At 36.0% G+C, this 18,045-nt stretch carries 16 protein-coding genes and 2 pseudogenes; 9 read left to right on the forward strand and 9 right to left on the reverse strand.

From position 1 onward, the window contains the following. Positions 1-82 precede the first annotated feature (82 nt). The 4 genes from kwaA to INR75_RS19925 are packed head-to-tail and all read left to right on the forward strand — an operon-like array spanning position 83 to position 5,428. Positions 83-643 (forward strand): anti-phage protein KwaA, encoded by a 561-nt coding sequence (kwaA, locus tag INR75_RS19910; protein ID WP_304956788.1) that lies wholly within the window; start codon positions 83-85, stop codon positions 641-643. Between the two features lies 1 nt (position 644). Further along, positions 645-1,586, forward strand: coding sequence for an anti-phage protein KwaB (kwaB, locus tag INR75_RS19915; RefSeq protein WP_223090195.1), 942 nt, complete (start codon positions 645-647; stop codon positions 1,584-1,586). A 42-nt stretch (positions 1,587-1,628) separates the two neighbouring features. Continuing rightward, entirely contained in the window at positions 1,629-4,724 is a 3,096-nt protein-coding gene (locus INR75_RS19920) for a type I restriction endonuclease subunit R (RefSeq protein ID WP_223090196.1), read from the forward strand. Then, positions 4,721-5,428 carry a PP2C family serine/threonine-protein phosphatase gene (locus tag INR75_RS19925; protein ID WP_223090197.1) on the forward strand — a complete coding sequence of 236 codons (708 nt, stop codon included), beginning with the start codon at positions 4,721-4,723 and terminating at the stop codon, positions 5,426-5,428. Before INR75_RS19920 ends, INR75_RS19925 begins: the two co-directional genes overlap by 4 nt. A gap of 89 nt (positions 5,429-5,517) precedes the next feature. On the opposite strand, the gene INR75_RS19930 is transcribed toward INR75_RS19925, so the two are convergent. From INR75_RS19930 to INR75_RS19950, 5 genes are all read right to left on the reverse strand, one after another. After that, positions 5,518-7,098, reverse strand: a complete 1,581-nt coding sequence (locus INR75_RS19930; RefSeq protein WP_223090198.1) for a type IV secretory system conjugative DNA transfer family protein — start codon at positions 7,096-7,098, stop codon at positions 5,518-5,520. A 15-nt stretch (positions 7,099-7,113) separates the two neighbouring features. Beyond that, on the reverse strand, positions 7,114-8,145 hold the full coding sequence (gene mobB / locus INR75_RS19935; RefSeq protein WP_223090199.1) for a MobB family relaxase: 1,032 nt from the start codon (positions 8,143-8,145) through the stop codon (positions 7,114-7,116). Positions 8,146-8,156: 11 nt separating this feature from the next. Continuing rightward, positions 8,157-8,537, reverse strand: a complete 381-nt coding sequence (locus tag INR75_RS19940; RefSeq protein ID WP_223090200.1) for a BfmA/BtgA family mobilization protein — start codon at positions 8,535-8,537, stop codon at positions 8,157-8,159. A gap of 689 nt (positions 8,538-9,226) precedes the next feature. After that, positions 9,227-9,676 (reverse strand): RadC family protein, encoded by a 450-nt coding sequence (locus tag INR75_RS19945; RefSeq protein WP_223090201.1) that lies wholly within the window; start codon positions 9,674-9,676, stop codon positions 9,227-9,229. A gap of 75 nt (positions 9,677-9,751) precedes the next feature. Beyond that, positions 9,752-10,099, reverse strand: a complete 348-nt coding sequence (locus INR75_RS19950) for a single-stranded DNA-binding protein (protein WP_223090202.1) — start codon at positions 10,097-10,099, stop codon at positions 9,752-9,754. 1,018 nt (positions 10,100-11,117) lie between these two features. Here INR75_RS19950 and INR75_RS20550 point away from each other — a divergent pair. Then, positions 11,118-11,312, forward strand: a pseudogene (locus INR75_RS20550) (IS256 family transposase); the annotation flags it as partial. A 122-nt stretch (positions 11,313-11,434) separates the two neighbouring features. Here INR75_RS20550 and INR75_RS19955 read toward each other — a convergent pair. From INR75_RS19955 to INR75_RS19965, 3 genes and pseudogenes are all read right to left on the reverse strand, one after another. Further along, positions 11,435-11,908, reverse strand: a complete 474-nt coding sequence (locus INR75_RS19955; protein WP_223090203.1) for a Dps family protein — start codon at positions 11,906-11,908, stop codon at positions 11,435-11,437. A gap of 6 nt (positions 11,909-11,914) precedes the next feature. Then, positions 11,915-13,231 (reverse strand): annotated as a pseudogene (locus INR75_RS19960) (rhodanese-like domain-containing protein). A 63-nt stretch (positions 13,232-13,294) separates the two neighbouring features. Further along, positions 13,295-13,957 (reverse strand): peroxiredoxin, encoded by a 663-nt coding sequence (locus INR75_RS19965; protein ID WP_223090204.1) that lies wholly within the window; start codon positions 13,955-13,957, stop codon positions 13,295-13,297. An 841-nt stretch (positions 13,958-14,798) separates the two neighbouring features. Here INR75_RS19965 and INR75_RS19970 point away from each other — a divergent pair. Further along, a complete protein-coding gene (locus INR75_RS19970) occupies positions 14,799-15,185 on the forward strand; it encodes a DUF983 domain-containing protein (protein WP_223090205.1) in 387 nt (128 codons plus the stop codon). Positions 15,186-15,207: 22 nt separating this feature from the next. Here INR75_RS19970 and INR75_RS19975 read toward each other — a convergent pair whose 3' ends face one another. Beyond that, complete coding sequence (locus tag INR75_RS19975) at positions 15,208-16,581, reverse strand: hypothetical protein (RefSeq protein WP_223090206.1); 1,374 nt, start codon at positions 16,579-16,581, stop codon at positions 15,208-15,210. 139 nt (positions 16,582-16,720) lie between these two features. Between INR75_RS19975 and INR75_RS19980 the strand changes: the two genes are divergently transcribed. The 3 genes from INR75_RS19980 (at position 16,721) to INR75_RS19990 (ending at position 17,992) form a co-directional block, all read left to right on the forward strand. Further along, positions 16,721-17,077, forward strand: a complete 357-nt coding sequence (locus tag INR75_RS19980) for a hypothetical protein (protein ID WP_223090207.1) — start codon at positions 16,721-16,723, stop codon at positions 17,075-17,077. Positions 17,078-17,141: 64 nt separating this feature from the next. After that, positions 17,142-17,552 carry a DoxX family protein gene (locus INR75_RS19985; RefSeq protein WP_223090208.1) on the forward strand — a complete coding sequence of 137 codons (411 nt, stop codon included), beginning with the start codon at positions 17,142-17,144 and terminating at the stop codon, positions 17,550-17,552. Between the two features lie 23 nt (positions 17,553-17,575). Then, positions 17,576-17,992, forward strand: a complete 417-nt coding sequence (locus tag INR75_RS19990) for a DsrE family protein (RefSeq protein WP_223090209.1) — start codon at positions 17,576-17,578, stop codon at positions 17,990-17,992. Positions 17,993-18,045: the final 53 nt, after the last annotated feature.

Raw genomic sequence — 18,045 nt, forward strand, 5'->3', positions numbered from 1 at the left:
AACAAGCTATTGTAAAATTAAAAGAATATAAGGCAAGTTTGATTGATAGTTGCGTACTGGGAAAAATTAAAGTGAGTTGAATATGAAGGAGCTGAAACTTTTTATAATGTCTTTTTGGATATTCTTTTTGTTGCTGATAGTTGTTACTATAGATTTCCCAATATGTATAGAAGATCAATGTAAATTCATTGGTTTTAAAAATCTTTTAACTATTAACAACATTATTGCATTTGGCTCAATTTTACTCATAGTTATGGGGATGATTTTTTATTATCAATTTTTAAATGGATTAAAAGGGGATCTAGATCTACCTGTTAAAATTGAAAAAATTGAAAATATAAACTATGAATACTTTGCCTTACTAATGACTATTATTTCATTAATAGCATTTGATTTCACTACTATAAGAGGTCTGGTATTGCTTATTGTTCTTTTGATAATTTTGGGTGCTATTTTTATGAAAACGAATTTATTTTATTCCAATCCCTCCTTTGCCCTATTGGGGTTTCATATATACAAAGCTGATACGAATAATGAATCCCTAGACAATAGCATTTTTATAACTAAAGATAAAATTCAGATTGGTGATAAAGTAAAGTATTTAAAAATATCGGAAAAAGTTTATTTCACTAAAAAAGTATAATATGGATATTGGACAAATAAAAGAAAAATTTAAATCGATAAATGAAATGGAAGGTATAGGCTTAAATGTCTATTTTCTTTTAAGCGTAGAAGGTGAAAACCAATTAAAAAGGGCAAATATTATTGAAGACGTCAAACAAGATTTAATTAATGCTTATAAAAATCAGTTAAAAAAAATTGTTGATAATGAAGATATAGCTTTATTGAACTTATCTTCTGCGGATGACAGAAAAAGTGTTTTGTATGAATATGACTTAGAAGATAAACCTAGTATTTTTGATTATTTTGACAATATTGCAGATCAAGCAAATCAACCAGATTACTTTAATTTTCAAAATGATTCATTAAAAAACCTAGAAGGCTATTACATTTACTTGGGTGACCACGCAAACAATATCCTACTTTACAGGAAGCAAATGCCTATTAATCTATTTAGACAAGGTAAAATATATTTAATCAAAGATCACCAAACACAATTTGATAAAATCAAAAAAGAATTTTTACGTATCGATACTAAAGTAGATGTCATAAAAATAGGTGAATCCGTTTACATCAATAATATTTCTATTCCAGAACGCCACTATGAGTTCAACGATATAATTGTTAAAGAAGCCACATCATCTTTAACAAGCATTGAAAATCTTGAAATATTGGAAAACATTGAAGTTTTAAGCGAACGTATAGACGATTTACCTTTTGCTAGGAAATTATCCAAAATATCCACTAGTTCACCTGTATTTAATTTACCTAAAGAATCAATAATTCAATTTGTAAAAAATCACGATAAATTAGGAACTGAATTTAAGTATTCTACCGACAGTACACAGATTTTATTGGATACAAAAAAATCTCAAAACTTTTTCCTAAAGTTAATGAACGATGACTTTCTTCATTCACAACTAACCAAATTCAATTATGTAACACCTGCTAAAGATCAACTTTAAAAAAATAGTTTATTTGACCTGAACTTCAGAAAACCATTTATAATGAATAACCAAACCAACGAACAAGCTTTAGAAGCTGCAATCCAAAAATGCTTAACCGGGGTTTCACTAGAAACACTTAAAGAAGAAGGCACTTCAGTTGCAGAAGCTAATGCAGTATATAGAACAAGAAACGGGTATTATAATGGAGACCGTTCTCATTTTGATTCAAAATATGCACTAGATACCGAGCGGTTTTGGAATTTTCTAGAAAGCACACAGGAAGAAGAACTCGATAAACTCAAACGTAGTAACGATTGGAAACTTAAAATCTTGCAACGTTTGGATCGCATTATCAAAAAACAAGGGGTGTTGCACGTACTCAAAAAAGGTTTGGGAGTTGATGATGCACATTTTACCTTATTGTTTCCATTACCTTTAGGAAGTAGCAGTGCAAGAGTTGCTAAAGATTTTGAAAGTAACCAATTTAGCGTAACCCGCCAAGTGCCGTATTCAGAAAGTAATCCGCGGGAAGAAATTGATATGGTAATTTTTGTCAATGGTTTACCGCTAATTACCCTTGAACTCAAAAATCAATGGACAGGTCAAAATGCACGCTTACACGGTCAAAACCAATACCGCAAACAGCGTGATCCTAAAGAAACTCTGCTCAATTTTGGACGCTGTCTTGTACATATGACCGCCGATACCGATGAAGTATTTATGACGACCAAACTGAACGGCACAGATACATTTTTCTTACCTTTTAATCAAGGCTATGAAAATGGTAAAGGCAATCCGCCCAATCCATTTGGTCATAAAACAGCCTATTTATGGGAAGAGATATTTAAGCCAAAAAGCATAGCTAATATTATTCAGCACTTTGTGCGCTTAGATGGGAAGTCTAAAGACCCTATAAATAAACGTACTTTATTTTTTCCTAGATACCATCAAATGCGTGTAGTACGAAAAATTATGACAGACGTGAGTGATAATGGAACGGGCTTCCGTTACCTTATTCAGCATTCTGCCGGTTCGGGAAAATCAAATTCTATTACCTGGGCAGCTTACCAGTTAATAGAAGCCTATCCAGAAAATGAACAGGCGGCTGGTAAAAAAGCAATAGACCAACCTATTTTTGATTCTGTTATTGTAGTAACCGATCGGCGTTTATTGGATCGACAGATTCGTGAAAACATTCGCAGTTTTTCGGAAGTCAAAAATATTGTAGCTCCTGCTTATTCCAGTCGGGGCCTAAAAGAAAGCTTGGAACAAGGTAAAAAGATCATTATTACTACGATTCAAAAATTCCCTTTTATCGTGGAAGGCATTTCTGATTTAAGTGATAAACGTTTTGCAGTGATTATTGATGAAGCACACAGTTCACAATCGGGAACGACAGCTGACAACCTGAACCGAGCTATTGGACAAGAATCAACCGAAGTAGAAGCCGAAGATGTTCAAGATAAAATAGCGCAGGTGATGCAATCCCGAAAGATGCAAACTAATGCTTCATATTTAGCCTTTACGGCAACACCCAAAAACAGTACGTTAGAAAAATTTGGAACGCCACAAGAAGATGGCAGTTTTGAGCCTTTCGATCTGTATGCGATGAAACAAGCCATAGAAGAAGGTTTTATTTTAGACGTACTGAACAATTATACCACATTTAAAAGCTATTACCGTTTGACGAAGTCGGCAGAAGAAAACCCGATATTCGATACCAAAAAAGCCCAAAAGAAATTAAAAGCCTTTGTTGAAAAAGACCAGCAAACCATAGACACCAAAGCTGAAGTGATGCTGGATCATTTCACTAAGCACTTTGTGCAAAAGAAAAAATTAAAAGGAAAAGCCAAAGCGATGATCGTAACGCAGAGTATTGAGTCTGCTGTTCGGTATTTTAAAGCTATTCAACGTTTGTTGGAAGAGCGGGGAACCCCATTTGGAGCCATCTGCGCTTTTTCAGGAGAAAAAGAAGTAGACGGTATTTCCTTAACCGAAGAATCTCTCAACAACCTACCCGCTCATTTGGATACCACCAAGTCATCTGATCCCGATTATATTCAGGACAAAATTGCACGCTATTTTGATATGGATGATTACCGTATTTTGGTAGTTGCCAATAAATACCTTACAGGGTTTGATCAACCGAAACTCTGCGCAATGTATGTCGATAAAAAATTGCAAGGCGTACTGGCTGTGCAAGCCTTATCTCGGTTAAACCGTTCTGCTCCAAAACTGGGAAAAAAGACCGAAGATATTTTTGTGTTGGACTTTTTCAATGACAAAGAAGATATTAAAAAAGCTTTTGACCCTTATTATACGGTAACAACGTTAAGTAGTGCAACAGATGTAAATGTATTGCACGATGCCAAAATGATTCTGGATGAAGAAGGTGTTTACGAATGGTCTGAAGTGGAACTGTTCAACGACTTATTCTTTTCAAATGCAGATACGGAAACCTTAGGAGCCGCTTTGAGCAAACCCCAAGCCCGTTTTGATGTGGAATTGCAGTTAGAGCAAAAGCAAAAGGCAGATTATAAAATCAAGGCGCGGCAATTTGTTAAAATTTATGGGCAGGTGGCAGCACTATTGGATTTCAATAATCCGGAATGGGAAATGCTCTATTGGTTCCTAAAGTTTCTTATCCCTAAAATGATTGTCAAAGATCCAGATGAAGACGACTTGGACAAATTATTGGACGCCGTTGACTTGGCAACTTATGGATTGGAACAGCGTGATAAAATAGGGGTGAAAATAGGTTTGGACGAAAGTGACTCAGAACTCGATCCGCAGAACCCAAGTATTCGTGGCGCTCACGGAGAAAACGAAGAAGATGAACTGGAAGCCATCATCAAAACTTTTAACGAACGTTATTTTCAAGGCTGGGATGCTACCCCAGAGGAACAACGCGTTAAAATGCTGAGTTTGCAGAAATTTGTGGAAGCTCATCCAGACTTCGAAGAAAAGGTTAAACTAAACCCAGACGAACAAAACAGCGATATTGCTTTACGTCGCATTATTCAGGAAGTGTTGTCCAGACAAAGAAAAAATGAACTGGAACTCTATAAATTGCACACCCAAGATAGCGCCTTTCAACAAGCGTTTTTCGATACGCTGAAACGGATGGTTCAATTGGATGTACCGACAAATAAATGAAATCTAAAGTAATATCACATATTGGAAAGCGAGAAACCAATCAAGACCGAATATTGGCTGAGAAAATTGGTACTCATTCATATCTCTATATAGTTGCAGACGGAATGGGAGGATATGATGATGGTGATATCGCTGCGGAAATGGTTATTGACATCTTGAATAATTTCCTATCCAATAGCGATCAATTTAACGTAAATGTCATCCATAAGGCCATAAACACAGCAAACTTAGCTTTACGCCAATACCAAGAACAACATCAATCAAAACTTGGATCTACCCTTGGCGGAATAATAGTTTCAGGAAGAACCGCAAAGACATTTTGGGTGGGAGATGTAAAAATCCTGCATTATTCAAATGGCAAACTTTGCTTTGAGAGCAAATCACATAATCTAAGGAATGAGCTTTATGAAACTGACAATTCAAATGGTAGGGTAAATTTATCTAAATATAACCATATTGTTACCCGTTCTATTCAAGGTGATGTTAAGAAATCTGTGCCTTCCTATCACGAACTCACCTTGAATAAAGGAGACAAATTGTTTATTTGTTCGGATGGTGTTCACAACATCATAAATCCAAACACGCTTCAATACTTACTCAATAAAGAGGAGTCAACCGGTGCTCTCATTTCAACTATTGACCAAAGACTTCAAAAAGAAGCGAGTGATAATGCTAGTTTGATTTTAATAGAAGGTTTTGATTGAGGTAAATTAAATCCTCGTAAATAAGTTAAAAATTTTCGGGACACATTGCGTCCCGAATTCAAAAAACCTGTTAATAATAATTAAATTTACTACTCAAATATAGACCTCGCTTCTTCATAAATCCTTTCAAAATTAGCTTCCAAATCAGCCTGAGAAAATTGTTTCGATTCCTCCGGCAATTCCCTTTGAATCTTTGCTAATTTAAACTGTACTTTTTTGTCAGTTCCATCCGCATACGTAATAAACTCCCCCTGTTTCAAACGAAAGAAAACATCCGCCCTGATTTTTGGAATTTCCTTTTCCCCGGTAGTTACTCTGGTATCAAAATCAAGGTTATGCCCACGGCTCACACTCTTTGTTGGGTCTTTTATAATCTCAAAAAAGCGTTCGTAATATTTTGCGGTATCTGGGTCGTTGACTTTTCCGAAGAACTGATAGGAAAGATTGCTCAATATGGCCTTACTGGCCTTATCGCCATACATCATATCGTTTTGGATCTTATCCTGCATTACATAGACCGTAGAAATATTAAAGCTTCGAAGGGTTGCCGGAATACGGTGCATATTCAATAAGCGTATGGTAGGTGCTTCTTCCATTAACAGAAATGAAGGTTTGGAGTTCCGTACGCTCATTTGCTTAGTAATGGTATGGACAATGGTAGCAATCACCGGAGAATACGAGCTTTCAAACTTGGGATTATTGACGATTGAAATTACCGCAGGATTTTCTTTACTATTGATATTAAGAGGCACTTCATCTGCGGACAAGGCCATAAAAATCCGTTGCGTACTGATGCGTTTTAGAGCATTGGCTAAGGTACTTTTCACCCCGGCCGTTTGCCGCTCCGAATCCTTCCCACTGATAAAGGCATCTGCCATTGCCCTGGAGGTGGTATTGGTTTCCAAAAACCGGATCAGGCTGTCGGTGTCCAGGTATTGATAAATAGCGATTAAATGGGGCAGGGTACAGAATTGCGGGTAGGTTGTTTTCAGTTTCCAAATCAATCCACCTATTAATCCTTCCGCAGCGTCATTGAAAAATTTGGTGGTTCCCGTCGTGCCTGACTCCCGTTGTTCCAATAGGTTCTCGATCAATACCCGGGACACCTCGTTAACGCTTTCCTCATTCTCTAAATAGCGTGGAGCTATGGGATTAACCCGATGGATGATCTTATCAAAGGAAATCACCTTAAATGGGATACCCCCATCTTTAAAAAGTGGATACGCCATTTCCGTCAGTTCAAAATCCTTATAATCGTGAATAATTCCACAAAAACCTTTTTTTCGGAAATGTTTTAGGAAGCCATACACCACACTTTCGGTCTTTCCGCTTCCGGCAGAACCGATGATGGATGCCCCACGTTTAATATTGTCCAGTTTGAAATTTCCGTTGCTCGTGGCAAAATCCACTTGATACCTATGGTCACTATTTTTTGAGTTTTTCCTTTTATGCAGGAAAACGTACAATGCCGTATTGATTAGCAAAAGCGGACAGACAATTTTCAACAACACTAAAATCAAATTATTGGATGTTTGTAAAAAATAAGCCAATACAAACAATAACAGGTTGTTTATTAGGAATGCATAGTTGGAAAGTTGATACCCAACATAAAACAACGCACTGGTCAGCCCAATGATGGAAAGAACGTTAAAGAGATGATCTACATACATACTATTAGAATTAGATTAAATACCTATGGAACTTGATTTGATGGCTACTTCCACGCCCCGGCGTAGGCGGTTAAAAGCTTTCATTGCCAATTGCGCCTGAGAAACCGGAATGCTGGGCAGCATTGGAACACCGCTTTCCCTCATCATTTTAAAGGCAATGGCCTTTCCACTGGTGGGCAGTTTCATCAGTGATGCAAAATAGACTTTCGGATTCTTGATGAAATCCTTTCGAGCTTTGTAGGTCTCAGCGAAGTTCCGTTGATAGCCAAAAGTTTTGTCAAAAGTCTTTTCCGCACGTTCAAAAAATTGATCACGGCCAAAGCCCCGTTTTACTTTCTTTCCGTGCATCTCCACTTCCGATGCCTTATGTTTGCTCCCCGGGGAAAGACTAAAAGTATTAGAAGCATCCTTTCGGCTTACGATGATATGAATATGGCTTTGGTTTCCGGCTTTTGGCATTCCCTGAACGATTCGCTTCCCATCCTGCTGATGGGGCGCTTCACTTTCCAATTTGGAGATCTTCCGTTGTAGGTATTTAATTTCCCCCTCTCTGCCCTGTGTTTTCAAGTGCCGGATCTCATTTTTAAGCTGAAGAATTTGAGTGGCATAAGGCTGGTTTTCTTTAATCTGCCAATCGGTTCCTTTAAAACTACGTTGGTGTTCTATTTTTGCGTAATACTTAATATCTTCAACACGAATAGGTCGTCCATTGATTTCACGGTTAAAGGAGGCTACATAATCCTTCATCAGTTCCCGCGTATATTTTTTTAAATCTTCGCTGCTATTCTGCAATCGATTCAATTCATATTTGGAAGGGCTAACCGTAATCGAATAGAATTTGGGTTCGTTCTTTTTGAGTTTAGCAGTGTTGCCATCAATTTCTTTTACGACTTCTTCAGCGGAAATCTTATCATCATATTGATTGAAAAAATCTTCCATTTCAGAAGGCTCTAAGCCTTCGTTTTCTTTTTCCAGGTAACCCACAAAATCGCCTGAACTTTGTGAATAATTGCCTCCCAGTTTTTGAGGTGTAATCGTGATGTACATAGCTCAAAAATTTAGTGTTCGTTATGATGATTTTGCTTTTCCTGAAACCTTACTTTAGGTTGTTCTTTGGCATATTTCTTTTCCACAATCAAGGGTTTCTTTTTGGGTTCTTCTATTTCAAACAGCGATTGAATCATTGCCGCAGTCGGTTTGGTTTGTGTCTTTTCCACATCCCGCATTATGGCGATAACGGCATTAATCCTTTTTAAAAGTTTCGCTTCTATGGTCCTCCCGGTAGGACCTAGCTTTTCTTTTGGGGAGATCTCGTTATAGAAGAAAAAGTCAAGCATTGTTTCCAATGCCTCGGTGTGTGATTTGAAGTGTTTTCTTGAAAATTCCTGGAAACGTTTTGCCGTTTCTTTTTTAAACCTGATACCGATAAATGAGTCCATAATTCGCCGATTTGTCGCAAATTATTCCCTAAAAATGGGCGCTTACAAGGCATTTGTCGCAAATTGTAAGAAGTGTAGAATTTCATATTTTTTCAAATTATTGAATATCAGTTATTTGAAAATAAAAAGGAGTACTAAACATCGCATCGCGTGTTATCCTCTTGCTACTCCTTTTCGTCCCGCAGCGCGGGACAAAAATTCCGTACAATTTGGTCTGTTTCCTGTCTTAATAGACAGTCAAAAACCACTTGCCAATTCCCGGAAAAAATTTCCGAATTAATAATTTTTCGATGTGCAGGTTATCGGCGAAAGTCACAAATGGATAAACCTGCGTAAATTTGAATGCTGAAGATCAGCGAAATAAATATAAGGATTTTTTTAGTAACTGGTAGCGAGTAGTAAATAATTCTTATTCAAAAAGAGTGTCCGAATTCAAGATTTTTTTATTTCTATAGAGTAGGTTCAATGACCTAAAAAGAAAGGGAAAATTCAGGTAACAGTGAATTTTTCCTTTTTTACTTAATTGAGCTTGAAATGCTCCTTATTTTTAAGCACTACCAACAAAGCTAATTTTCAAGTTTCTGTTATAGAACTACTTGTTTATAGGCATTCATTGAGCACTATTCGAACCTAAAAACCCCTCTATTTAAAGAAGGGTTTTTAAAACTAACTAATAATACGAAATTACCTCACAGGATACCATCATCTGCAAAACTGTAATAATTACCATCAGGAATAACAATAATATGGTCCAAGACTTTAACATCAAAAAATGATGCCGCATTTTTAATTTTCCTCGTCAGGCTTTTATCTGCTTCACTTGGTTTAAGGGTTCCGCTGGGGTGATTGTGCAATAAAATTATTGCGGTAGTTAAGGACTTTAATACTACTGCGAATAAGATTCGCAAATCTACCAGGGTTCCAGTAATTCCACCTTTTGAAACCTCGTAAATACCTTTTACTTTATTAGAATTATTGAGGAGCATTATTTTAAAAGTTTCCTGGAGTTCTATATCATTTTTATTCCACTGCTCAAAGGCTAATTCAGCGGCACTTTGAGAGCAGGTTATTTTGGGCAGTAAATTTACTTTTAAACTTCCGCTGTAGCTTATCGCTATTTCATTAACTTTGGTTTTCATTATTGACTGTTTTAAAGGGTTAATAATAAAAGAGGGCGCAACTTTCGAAGGGAACGCCCTCTTTGTTTTTAAAAATTACTGGTCTTTGTTTTCCTTGTTTCCAAGGAAGAGTATTTCATTTACTAAAATTTCGGTAACATATCGTTTCTCTCCGTTTTGGGTTTCATAGGATCTGGAAGTTAGTTTGCCACAGATGGCCACTTCTTTACCTTTATCGACATATTTCTCGATAAGCTCTGCTTGTTTTCCCCAGGCCACTACATTGTGCCAGTCGGTTTGTTGTACTTTCTCCCCTCCTTTATGATAGTATTCATTGGTTGCCAGTGAAAAACTGCTTACTTTTTTACCACTTTCAAAGTTTTTGATTTCCGGGGCATTCCCCACATTTCCGATTAACTGTACTTGGTTTCTTAGATTACTCATAATTAAAAGATTTAGATACCTGCTTTTCTTTGCAGGTTGATTAAACATTGATTTACTTGTTATATCCGGAGCGTTTTCCTTTTTTGGTTTTTTTACTTCGCTTCCGGGTATGTTGTTTTGAAATGATTTTATAATTATTATTTATTGATTTACTTCCTATAGTGCCGTGTGCTGTTACCTTTTTTGATGCTTATACAGTTGCTAATATTTAGAATTAGGGAAGGTTTATAAAAAGGAGGGACGACTGGCTTATGCAACCTGAACTAACTTCTAAATATTGGTATTTTGCATTACAAAAAAGGTAGGGACAGCAACGGCCGGGAAGGAAATAGAAATACTGAAATTGAAAAACAACCGGAAGCGAAGTAAATGCAAGAATGAAATTCCGATTTGCAGGCGTTCTTTTTTACTTAGTCAAGTATCAGTTGACCCAAAGAGCGGTAACTATTCCATAGCGAATACTTCATTAGGGAAATGAAAAAGGATGCCAAGATATTTTTAAAGAAGCTCATTACTCGAAATGCAGCATTTCGCAAATTCAGGGGAATGTGCTGAACGTCTTATAAAATTGGAAAGCCAATAATCACCACAGTTTAATAATAGTGGTAAATATTTGTATTTAAAATATGAATCAATTAGACAATATTAAAATAAGCACATATAAAGGAGGTGTGGATAGATTTTTTATTTGAAACAGATAACTATAGATAATTTACAATGTCTATTTAATTAGTAACAAAAAAATATTAAAATCGTAAGGATTTAAAATAAATCAATTGTTACATTCTCAACCATTGGGTGTAGTGTATCTATCTTTATGGCTTGATGAGCAAGGTTCCAATCACGACATTTTACGAAAGTAAAGAGAAGTAACTGGTTGACCTCTATAGGTTCCAGAGCAATGATATGAGCCCGGTAAAGAAATAGGGTAAAAAGGTGCTCTATATGCATTACCGGTACAATCTTGGGCTCAGTATAAATCTTGGCTGAAGAACGGCACATCGCTGCTAAGAAGCACATTATCGAGAACCTCAAGGGAAAAATCAGAAAGTATACCAAAAATAAATTGTCTTTCCCTACCGATGAGGCAGGGATGAAATCTGTATATTTGGCTACAAGGGAAGCCACTAAGAAATGGTCATTGCCAACCAGGAACTTGAGCATTATCTTAAATCAGTTCCTTACGATCTATGAAAAAAGGGTCAGACTTTAAAAAAGTCCAACCCCTGTTATTTTAACTTTACACACTTTGCGGGATAGTGTCACAAAAAGATAGTCCTATGTGAAGGTTTATTCTCTTTCAAATACTTTTTGGTTAAACATGTTTTGTGAAGTTTATTCTAAATATGATGAAAGCATCCAAACCAGTTTTTCTTGTTGTACAATATAATCGCTCATTAATGCGACTGTACCTTCATCATTAGCATCTGCCGCAATTGATAAAATAGCCCTTTCCTTATCCAATAAGGTAATTAAGGCTTTTAGTATTATATCAATAGCTTCTTCTCCATCTGTTATGTTTTCTGCAGAATTGATTTTTGAAGTTGCAATGTATTTTTCAAAGGAATGCAAAGGTGTTCCACTTAATGTTAGTACACGTTCCGCAATTTCATCTACCTTTTCTAAAGCATCATTATAAAGTTCTTCAAATTTAAGATGCAATTCAAAGAATTTTTTTCCTTTTATGTTCCAATGAAATCCTCTTAAGTTCATATAGAACATTTGGTAATTTGAAAGTAAGTCATTTAATTTCTCTGCTGTGGTTTGTGATACTTTATCATCTAAACCGATATTATTTATTTTTTTCATGATTAATTATTTAAAATTTTTAACTGTTTCACTCAAATCATATAGAGGAACGTCTTTTAATTGTTTTTCTAAAATACTACTTCCTGCTGCACTTCTATAACCACCTGCACAATGCACTACTATAGGTTTGTCTGTTGGAATAGAACTTGCACTTTCTCTTAACTTATTTAATGGATGAGATTTTGCAGATTTAAAGAATTTTTCTATTTCTACTTCACTAGTATTCCTTATATCTATGATTGTATAATTCTCAGGGTTGGATTTAAAATCATTTAAATCTAATACTTTATTTTCAACTAAATTTTCATTACCAAGTGTTATGACTTCTTTGATTTGCTTTTCATAACAAATTTTAGCAACTCTATTTAGTATATAGTCTTTGGATTTTTCATTATCTATAACTAAAGTAAACGCTTCTTCTGGTTCTATTATTGAACCTAACCACGTTTCGAATTTAGAATCTTCATAAACTGCTTGTATGTTTATACTGCAAGGTAAGTGCCCTTTTTTAAAAGTAGCTTCCTCCCGCGTATCAACGATTAATCCCGAAGTGGTAGCTTCTTTTAAAAAAAACACCTCCGATTGCAGGCTCTAAACTTTCTGCGCCGTTTTTATTGATGCCTACATTAACCCAAAATAGGAAGGAATAAAGGCTTGCCCACCTAGGATGGTATCCCTAAATTCTTCTTTGGTTTGTTTTTTAAACGCCCAGTTGCTAATACGTTCGTTACCAATGTGCAGCATCGCTTAATTTTTTTCCACATAAAGAACCGGCACCGTGTGCTGGGTAAACAACAGTATCATCTGGCAAATCATTAAACTTTGTCGTTACGGTGTCATACATCATTTCGGCTAGTTCTTCTCTTTTTGCTTGCATATTTCCAGCTTTCTCACGTAAATCTGGACGTCCTACATCTCCAATAAATAAGGTGTCACCAGTAAACATTGCAGTATCATTACCTTCTGTAGCCACAATTGTAATACTATCTGGTGAATGACCTGGTGTATTAATAGCTTTTAAGTTGCATTTACCAACACTTAAACTATCGCCTTCATCAAAAGTATTATGTGGATAATCTGCACCCAATTTTTTGCTATTGTAAATTGATGCACCCGTTTCTTTATGAATCTGTAAATGTGAACTCACAAAATCTGCATGTGGATGGGTTTCGATTACCGCCACAATTTCTGCATTATTCGCTTTCGCGAAAGCGTAATATTGCTCGGGATTGCGTTCTGGGTCTTTAACTGCCATTTTCCCATCGCTTACAATAGCTTAGGAATAATGTGCAAGTGTTTATATTTAAATTGTTTTATTTTCATTGTTTTGATTATTTAGGTTAAAAAAGGGCTTTAGTAAATTTAACTAAAGCCCTTGGTTCTATTTTAGATATTCTTTTTTGCAAGATACCAAGTGACTTTCTCAACTGAGTCATCTGCTAACCTTTCGTTTAAAGCTTCAAGTGTTTTTGGTGCAGAACAGATAGCTTTGTCACCTCGTTTCCAATCTAATGGCATTGCTACTTTATGTTTGTCTGACATTTGTAATGCATCCAAGGCACGTAATATTTCATCCATATTCCGACCTATATTAAGTGGATAATACATAATTAAACGTATTTTTTTTGATGGGTCGATGAAAAATACGGCTCGCACAGCAGCGGTCTCGCTTTCGTTAGGTTGTAGCATTCCGTATAGTTTGGATACTTTCATATCTAAATCTGCAATAATTGGAAAATCAAAATAGACTCCCGTATTTTCTCTTACATTCTGCACCCAACCTAAATGCGCATGTATACTATCGATACTTAATCCTAGTAGTTCCGTGTTTAAAGCATCAAATTCTTCTTTTCTTTGAGCAAATCCACTCATTTCAGTAGTACAAACGGGTGTAAAATCTGCTGGATGTGAAAACATAACTGTCCATTTGTCTTTAGCAAATTCAGACATTTTAATATTTCCTTTGGTTGTAACAGCTTCGAAATCTGGTGCTGTATCTCCAATTCTCGGCATTGTAATTACTTTTTGTGTTTCTACATTTGCTTCCATAATAAATAGTTTTAATCGATCGTTTTAAATTTTTTGATAAAATTAAACTATATATAAAGGTCCTACAGTAACTTTAGTTACACAACCTAATTTTTATTTATTGAATTACTTCCTATAGCGCCGTTTGCATCTTTTCTGATGCTGATATATTTTCAATATTAGAATTAGGGAAGACTTATAAAAAAGGAAGGACGACTGACTTAGGCGGTTTGGACTACCTTCTGAATATTGGTATTTCTCATTACAAAAAAGGCAGTCACATTAGCGGCCGGGAAGGAAATAGAAATACTTAAATTGAGAAACAACCGGAAGCGAAGTAAATGCAATAATGATTTCCGATTTAGCGGGCGTCCTTTTTTACTCAATTAAATATAAGAATACACGAGGATCGGTAACTATTCTATACCGGATACATCATTAAGGAAAATAAAAAGGATGCCCAAAATATTCTTAAGGAAGCTCTTTACCCGAAATATAGCTTTTCGCGGAGTGGAGCGGTAATGTGCTGACCGACATAGTAATCTTTCTAAAGATTATGATAAAGATTAAAATATAGATCAAGGCCTTGAACTAAAACCAGCAAGCAATAAAATGCAGGAATATAAAAGGCTTTTTCCAAAGTAAATGAGTTTGATTACTAAAGAGGGATAATCCTTTTAGTTCTCCCGTTAAAAGTCCCCCATTAAATTGAAATCAAAATAACATTTTTAGCTTTTTAGATGCCAAAAGATCATTGATTGATCGTACAAGACCCTTTAGAATATTTTTGACCACATTCCCTGCTTGTTACAAATGTTACATTCCAGACCAAAATTATTTTATTATTTTACCTTAAAAATTTATGTTTCCACGACTAAAAAGTGTGCTGTTTTTAAAATGTCCAAGGTGTACGGAAGGAAAATTCCTGGAAAAACCACCTTATAGCTTTTCTACAAATAAGGTTTTAGATAAATGCCCTAAGTGTAAAGTAAAATATCACCTCGAAACAAGTTTTTATACCGGGAGTATGTACGTATCCTACGCGGTAGGAGTGGCCATTGGGGTAACCGTATTTGTTTTGAGTTATGTTATTATTGGCTGGCCCACAAATCCTCTGGGAATATTTGGAATTATTGTACTCGTTCTTTTATTATTATTGCCATATATTTCTGCAGTTTCAAAATCAATTTGGGCACATTTTTTTATTCAGTATAATAAAAACCTTGCTGATAAGATGAAGAATAGATAATCCGGTGTCAGTACTTTAATAATTAAAAATTAAAATTCGTCACGAAGTTTATCTGATTGAAATTGCTTTTATTGAATATACTTTGAGCATTGGTGTAATTCTGATTTTGCCGGTAAACCCATAACAAGTCAAATGAAAGCCCCTCAAAGAACTCGTGTGCAACAAACCGAAGGTGGCTATTGACTTGAAAGGACTCATCCACATTATATTTATTAAATTCAAAATTACCGGTTTCCGGACCTTCCAATTGTTGTATGGCCACGCCTAAATAGAAGTCCGGTAAAGGCATGTGATACTCTGCTTTTAAGGTGTAAACATTCGCATTTCCAAGGCCTTCCAACCTGGATCTGGGTATCGAAGTAAAAAAATGGTCCCGACCTAGTTCCTTAGGAAACAGAAACCTTCCGGTATCAAAAGCGTGTGTATAGGCAAAAGCAAAATCCCATTTTGTATTGCTCCAACTTAATTGCGAACTTAACACCTGGCCATTTTCATCAGGTTGCACGTAGCGATGTTCATAAGACAAGTCTTCTGAGTACTGAAATGGATTTTGATAAACGTATTGTACCCCGATATCAAAATTCTTAATGGAATAATGAGCTTCAGTCCATATAGTATTGGTCAGTTTGTCCAAATAAAAATCATAAATATTGACCGAGAAATTTTCCTTATTAAATTGATAATTTAATACAGCCAGACCCGAAGAATGGTAATTTTCATGGTACTCTGCTTCTTCTCCATTGGGTTGAAAGCCGTTATAAAACAGTCCTATGGCTTCTTCCATAGAAAACCATTCCGTTGTAGCCCTTGGAGAAACCCCATTGATCCAACCCAAATCAAGTTGATGCGGACTATTGAAATCTAAATGTGCCCAACCGCCCCTATGAGCAAAAGGTTTCATCCTCCCATCACTACTATTGAGCAAACGGGTATATTCCGTTGCGATTTTACCATAAGTTAGGTAAGACGCTCCAAACCGGTACCTTATAAAGAGTTCTTCCAGCCTATCCAGGTCTTTAAAGTTTCCCTTGTTCAAAACATCAAATAATTCATATTCCCATTTGGCGTTTTTACCTGTAATGGCATCGTGTACCCCAAGGTCATTTCCAAAGGTCCTAAAGGTGAAGATACCCTTGACCCCAATTTCAAAACCTTTGAAATTTCCAGTAGTAAAACCCAGGGCCCCTCCCGTAGCATTCGCATAGTAATCCTTTAGGTCGCCCCGGTTAATAGTATTCATAAAATAATTACGGATATGACCGTGAAAATGGGCTTCTTTAAAAACATCTTTAAGTTGAAAATCATCTTTAGATTTGAGAAAAGGAGCATCATGCTGCGCATATGAATGGATACTAAAGAATAAGAAAACAGCTATTAAATTAAATTTAACTTTCAAAAGATTAGATTTCAGGATTTACTGCAAAACTCCAGAAATTTGGTATTGCCTACAGTAACATAGGTTACCAAAGGCTTTATTTCTATGTAACATTAGTCACACAAAAAGTAAATTTTCCCTGTTATATTTGAACTCTAATATGAACTTTAAAATCTACATAGCTATTCTATTAAGCCTGATTTTCTTTGGAAAATCTCTGGTTTTAGACACTAAATTGCTCGGAAGCATTTTGGAGGCTGATGGTATTGTCCTTGTAAATCCCCTATGTAAAAAACAAAATGCCAAAAACTCAGAGGAACATTCATTAACCGAAAGTTCTTCTGTTGTGATCCTTAGTACCGATTTACTTTGCAATACTCCTTTCTATTTGCTAACAACGCGATGGCAAGAAACTATAAAAAAACCTACTTTTCAGGATTATAGTTATATAAATCCGGCAGTAATCTCTACTTATTTCTCTAAAAATTACCCGCCCCCAAAAGCTTTAGTGATATAATCAATAGACACAGTTTCCGGAGAACCTTCGGAAAAGATTATTTTTCACTAATCCTAAATATAAAATGAAAACTAAAATTTTAGTGAGCGCCCGCTCCATCCAGGTATTGCGGATCATGCTCAGCGGGATATTCCTGGTGGCCAGTTTCAATCATCTGCTCAATGTAGAAAAAACGGTAAACCGTATTGACCAAGCCAGTTTTAAAGGTGTGGCCTATTTCTTTGGAAATCCGGAACTGCTGGTTATGCTTTCAGGTATTGTCATGCTAATTGCCGGTTTCGGACTTCTCATTGGTTTTAAAACCCGTTGGGTGGCTGCCATTTTACTTGCAGTACTTATCCCGATTACCCTTACCGTTCAGGTTGGGCAAATTACCACCCTGGGGCCACTCTTTAAAAATATTGCCATTTCAGGGGGCCTCCTATTCTTTATACTAAACGATTTCTCAAAAAAACAAACAATAAATAACGGCTGATTCAGCCCTTAAAAATTTAAACCATGAAAAAGATACTTTTTATTTTAACAACTTTGACAATACTTTTTTCCATAAACACGCAGGCTCAACGTCATAATCCGGATAAGAACAACTACGTGGTATTGACCAAGAAAATCCCACAGCTCCAACCCATTTTGATTACAGCGGAAGAACTCAAAACTGAAGATGGAAATAATTTTGGTGATTTCCAGGTGATCGTTTGCGGACAGACCGTCAAAGGATTGAGCGATAAAGTAGCTATGAAAAAATTTATAGACCGGGCCCAAAAAACCGGTGTTTCACTAAAGGCCTGTGGTTTTTCCCTCAATAAATTTGGGGTGGACCCTCAGGAAATCCCTTCGGAAATGGACATCGTGGAAAATGGAATACTCCATAATTTCCAGCTTCAGAAAAAGGGATATTTCAGTATTGAACTTTAAAAAGGAGAACTTTCCTGCGAGGACAAAAAAACCTTGCAGGTTTAAAATTTTAA

This window comes from Zunongwangia sp. SCSIO 43204 (assembly GCF_019904275.1).
GTDB lineage: Bacteria > Bacteroidota > Bacteroidia > Flavobacteriales > Flavobacteriaceae > Zunongwangia > Zunongwangia mangrovi.

Coding starts and splice junctions, on each gene's coding strand:
- kwaA (WP_304956788.1), top strand. CDS start 83: ATGAAGGAGCTGAAACTTTTTATAATGTCTTTTTGGATATTCTTTTTG.
- kwaB (WP_223090195.1), top strand. CDS start 645: ATGGATATTGGACAAATAAAAGAAAAATTTAAATCGATAAATGAAATG.
- INR75_RS19920 (WP_223090196.1), top strand. CDS start 1,629: ATGAATAACCAAACCAACGAACAAGCTTTAGAAGCTGCAATCCAAAAA.
- INR75_RS19925 (WP_223090197.1), top strand. CDS start 4,721: ATGAAATCTAAAGTAATATCACATATTGGAAAGCGAGAAACCAATCAA.
- INR75_RS19930 (WP_223090198.1), bottom strand. CDS start 7,098: ATGTATGTAGATCATCTCTTTAACGTTCTTTCCATCATTGGGCTGACC.
- mobB (WP_223090199.1), bottom strand. CDS start 8,145: ATGTACATCACGATTACACCTCAAAAACTGGGAGGCAATTATTCACAA.
- INR75_RS19940 (WP_223090200.1), bottom strand. CDS start 8,537: ATGGACTCATTTATCGGTATCAGGTTTAAAAAAGAAACGGCAAAACGT.
- INR75_RS19945 (WP_223090201.1), bottom strand. CDS start 9,676: ATGAAAACCAAAGTTAATGAAATAGCGATAAGCTACAGCGGAAGTTTA.
- INR75_RS19950 (WP_223090202.1), bottom strand. CDS start 10,099: ATGAGTAATCTAAGAAACCAAGTACAGTTAATCGGAAATGTGGGGAAT.
- INR75_RS19955 (WP_223090203.1), bottom strand. CDS start 11,908: ATGAAAAAAATAAATAATATCGGTTTAGATGATAAAGTATCACAAACC.
- INR75_RS19965 (WP_223090204.1), bottom strand. CDS start 13,957: ATGGAAGCAAATGTAGAAACACAAAAAGTAATTACAATGCCGAGAATT.
- INR75_RS19970 (WP_223090205.1), top strand. CDS start 14,799: ATGTTTCCACGACTAAAAAGTGTGCTGTTTTTAAAATGTCCAAGGTGT.
- INR75_RS19980 (WP_223090207.1), top strand. CDS start 16,721: ATGAACTTTAAAATCTACATAGCTATTCTATTAAGCCTGATTTTCTTT.
- INR75_RS19985 (WP_223090208.1), top strand. CDS start 17,142: ATGAAAACTAAAATTTTAGTGAGCGCCCGCTCCATCCAGGTATTGCGG.
- INR75_RS19990 (WP_223090209.1), top strand. CDS start 17,576: ATGAAAAAGATACTTTTTATTTTAACAACTTTGACAATACTTTTTTCC.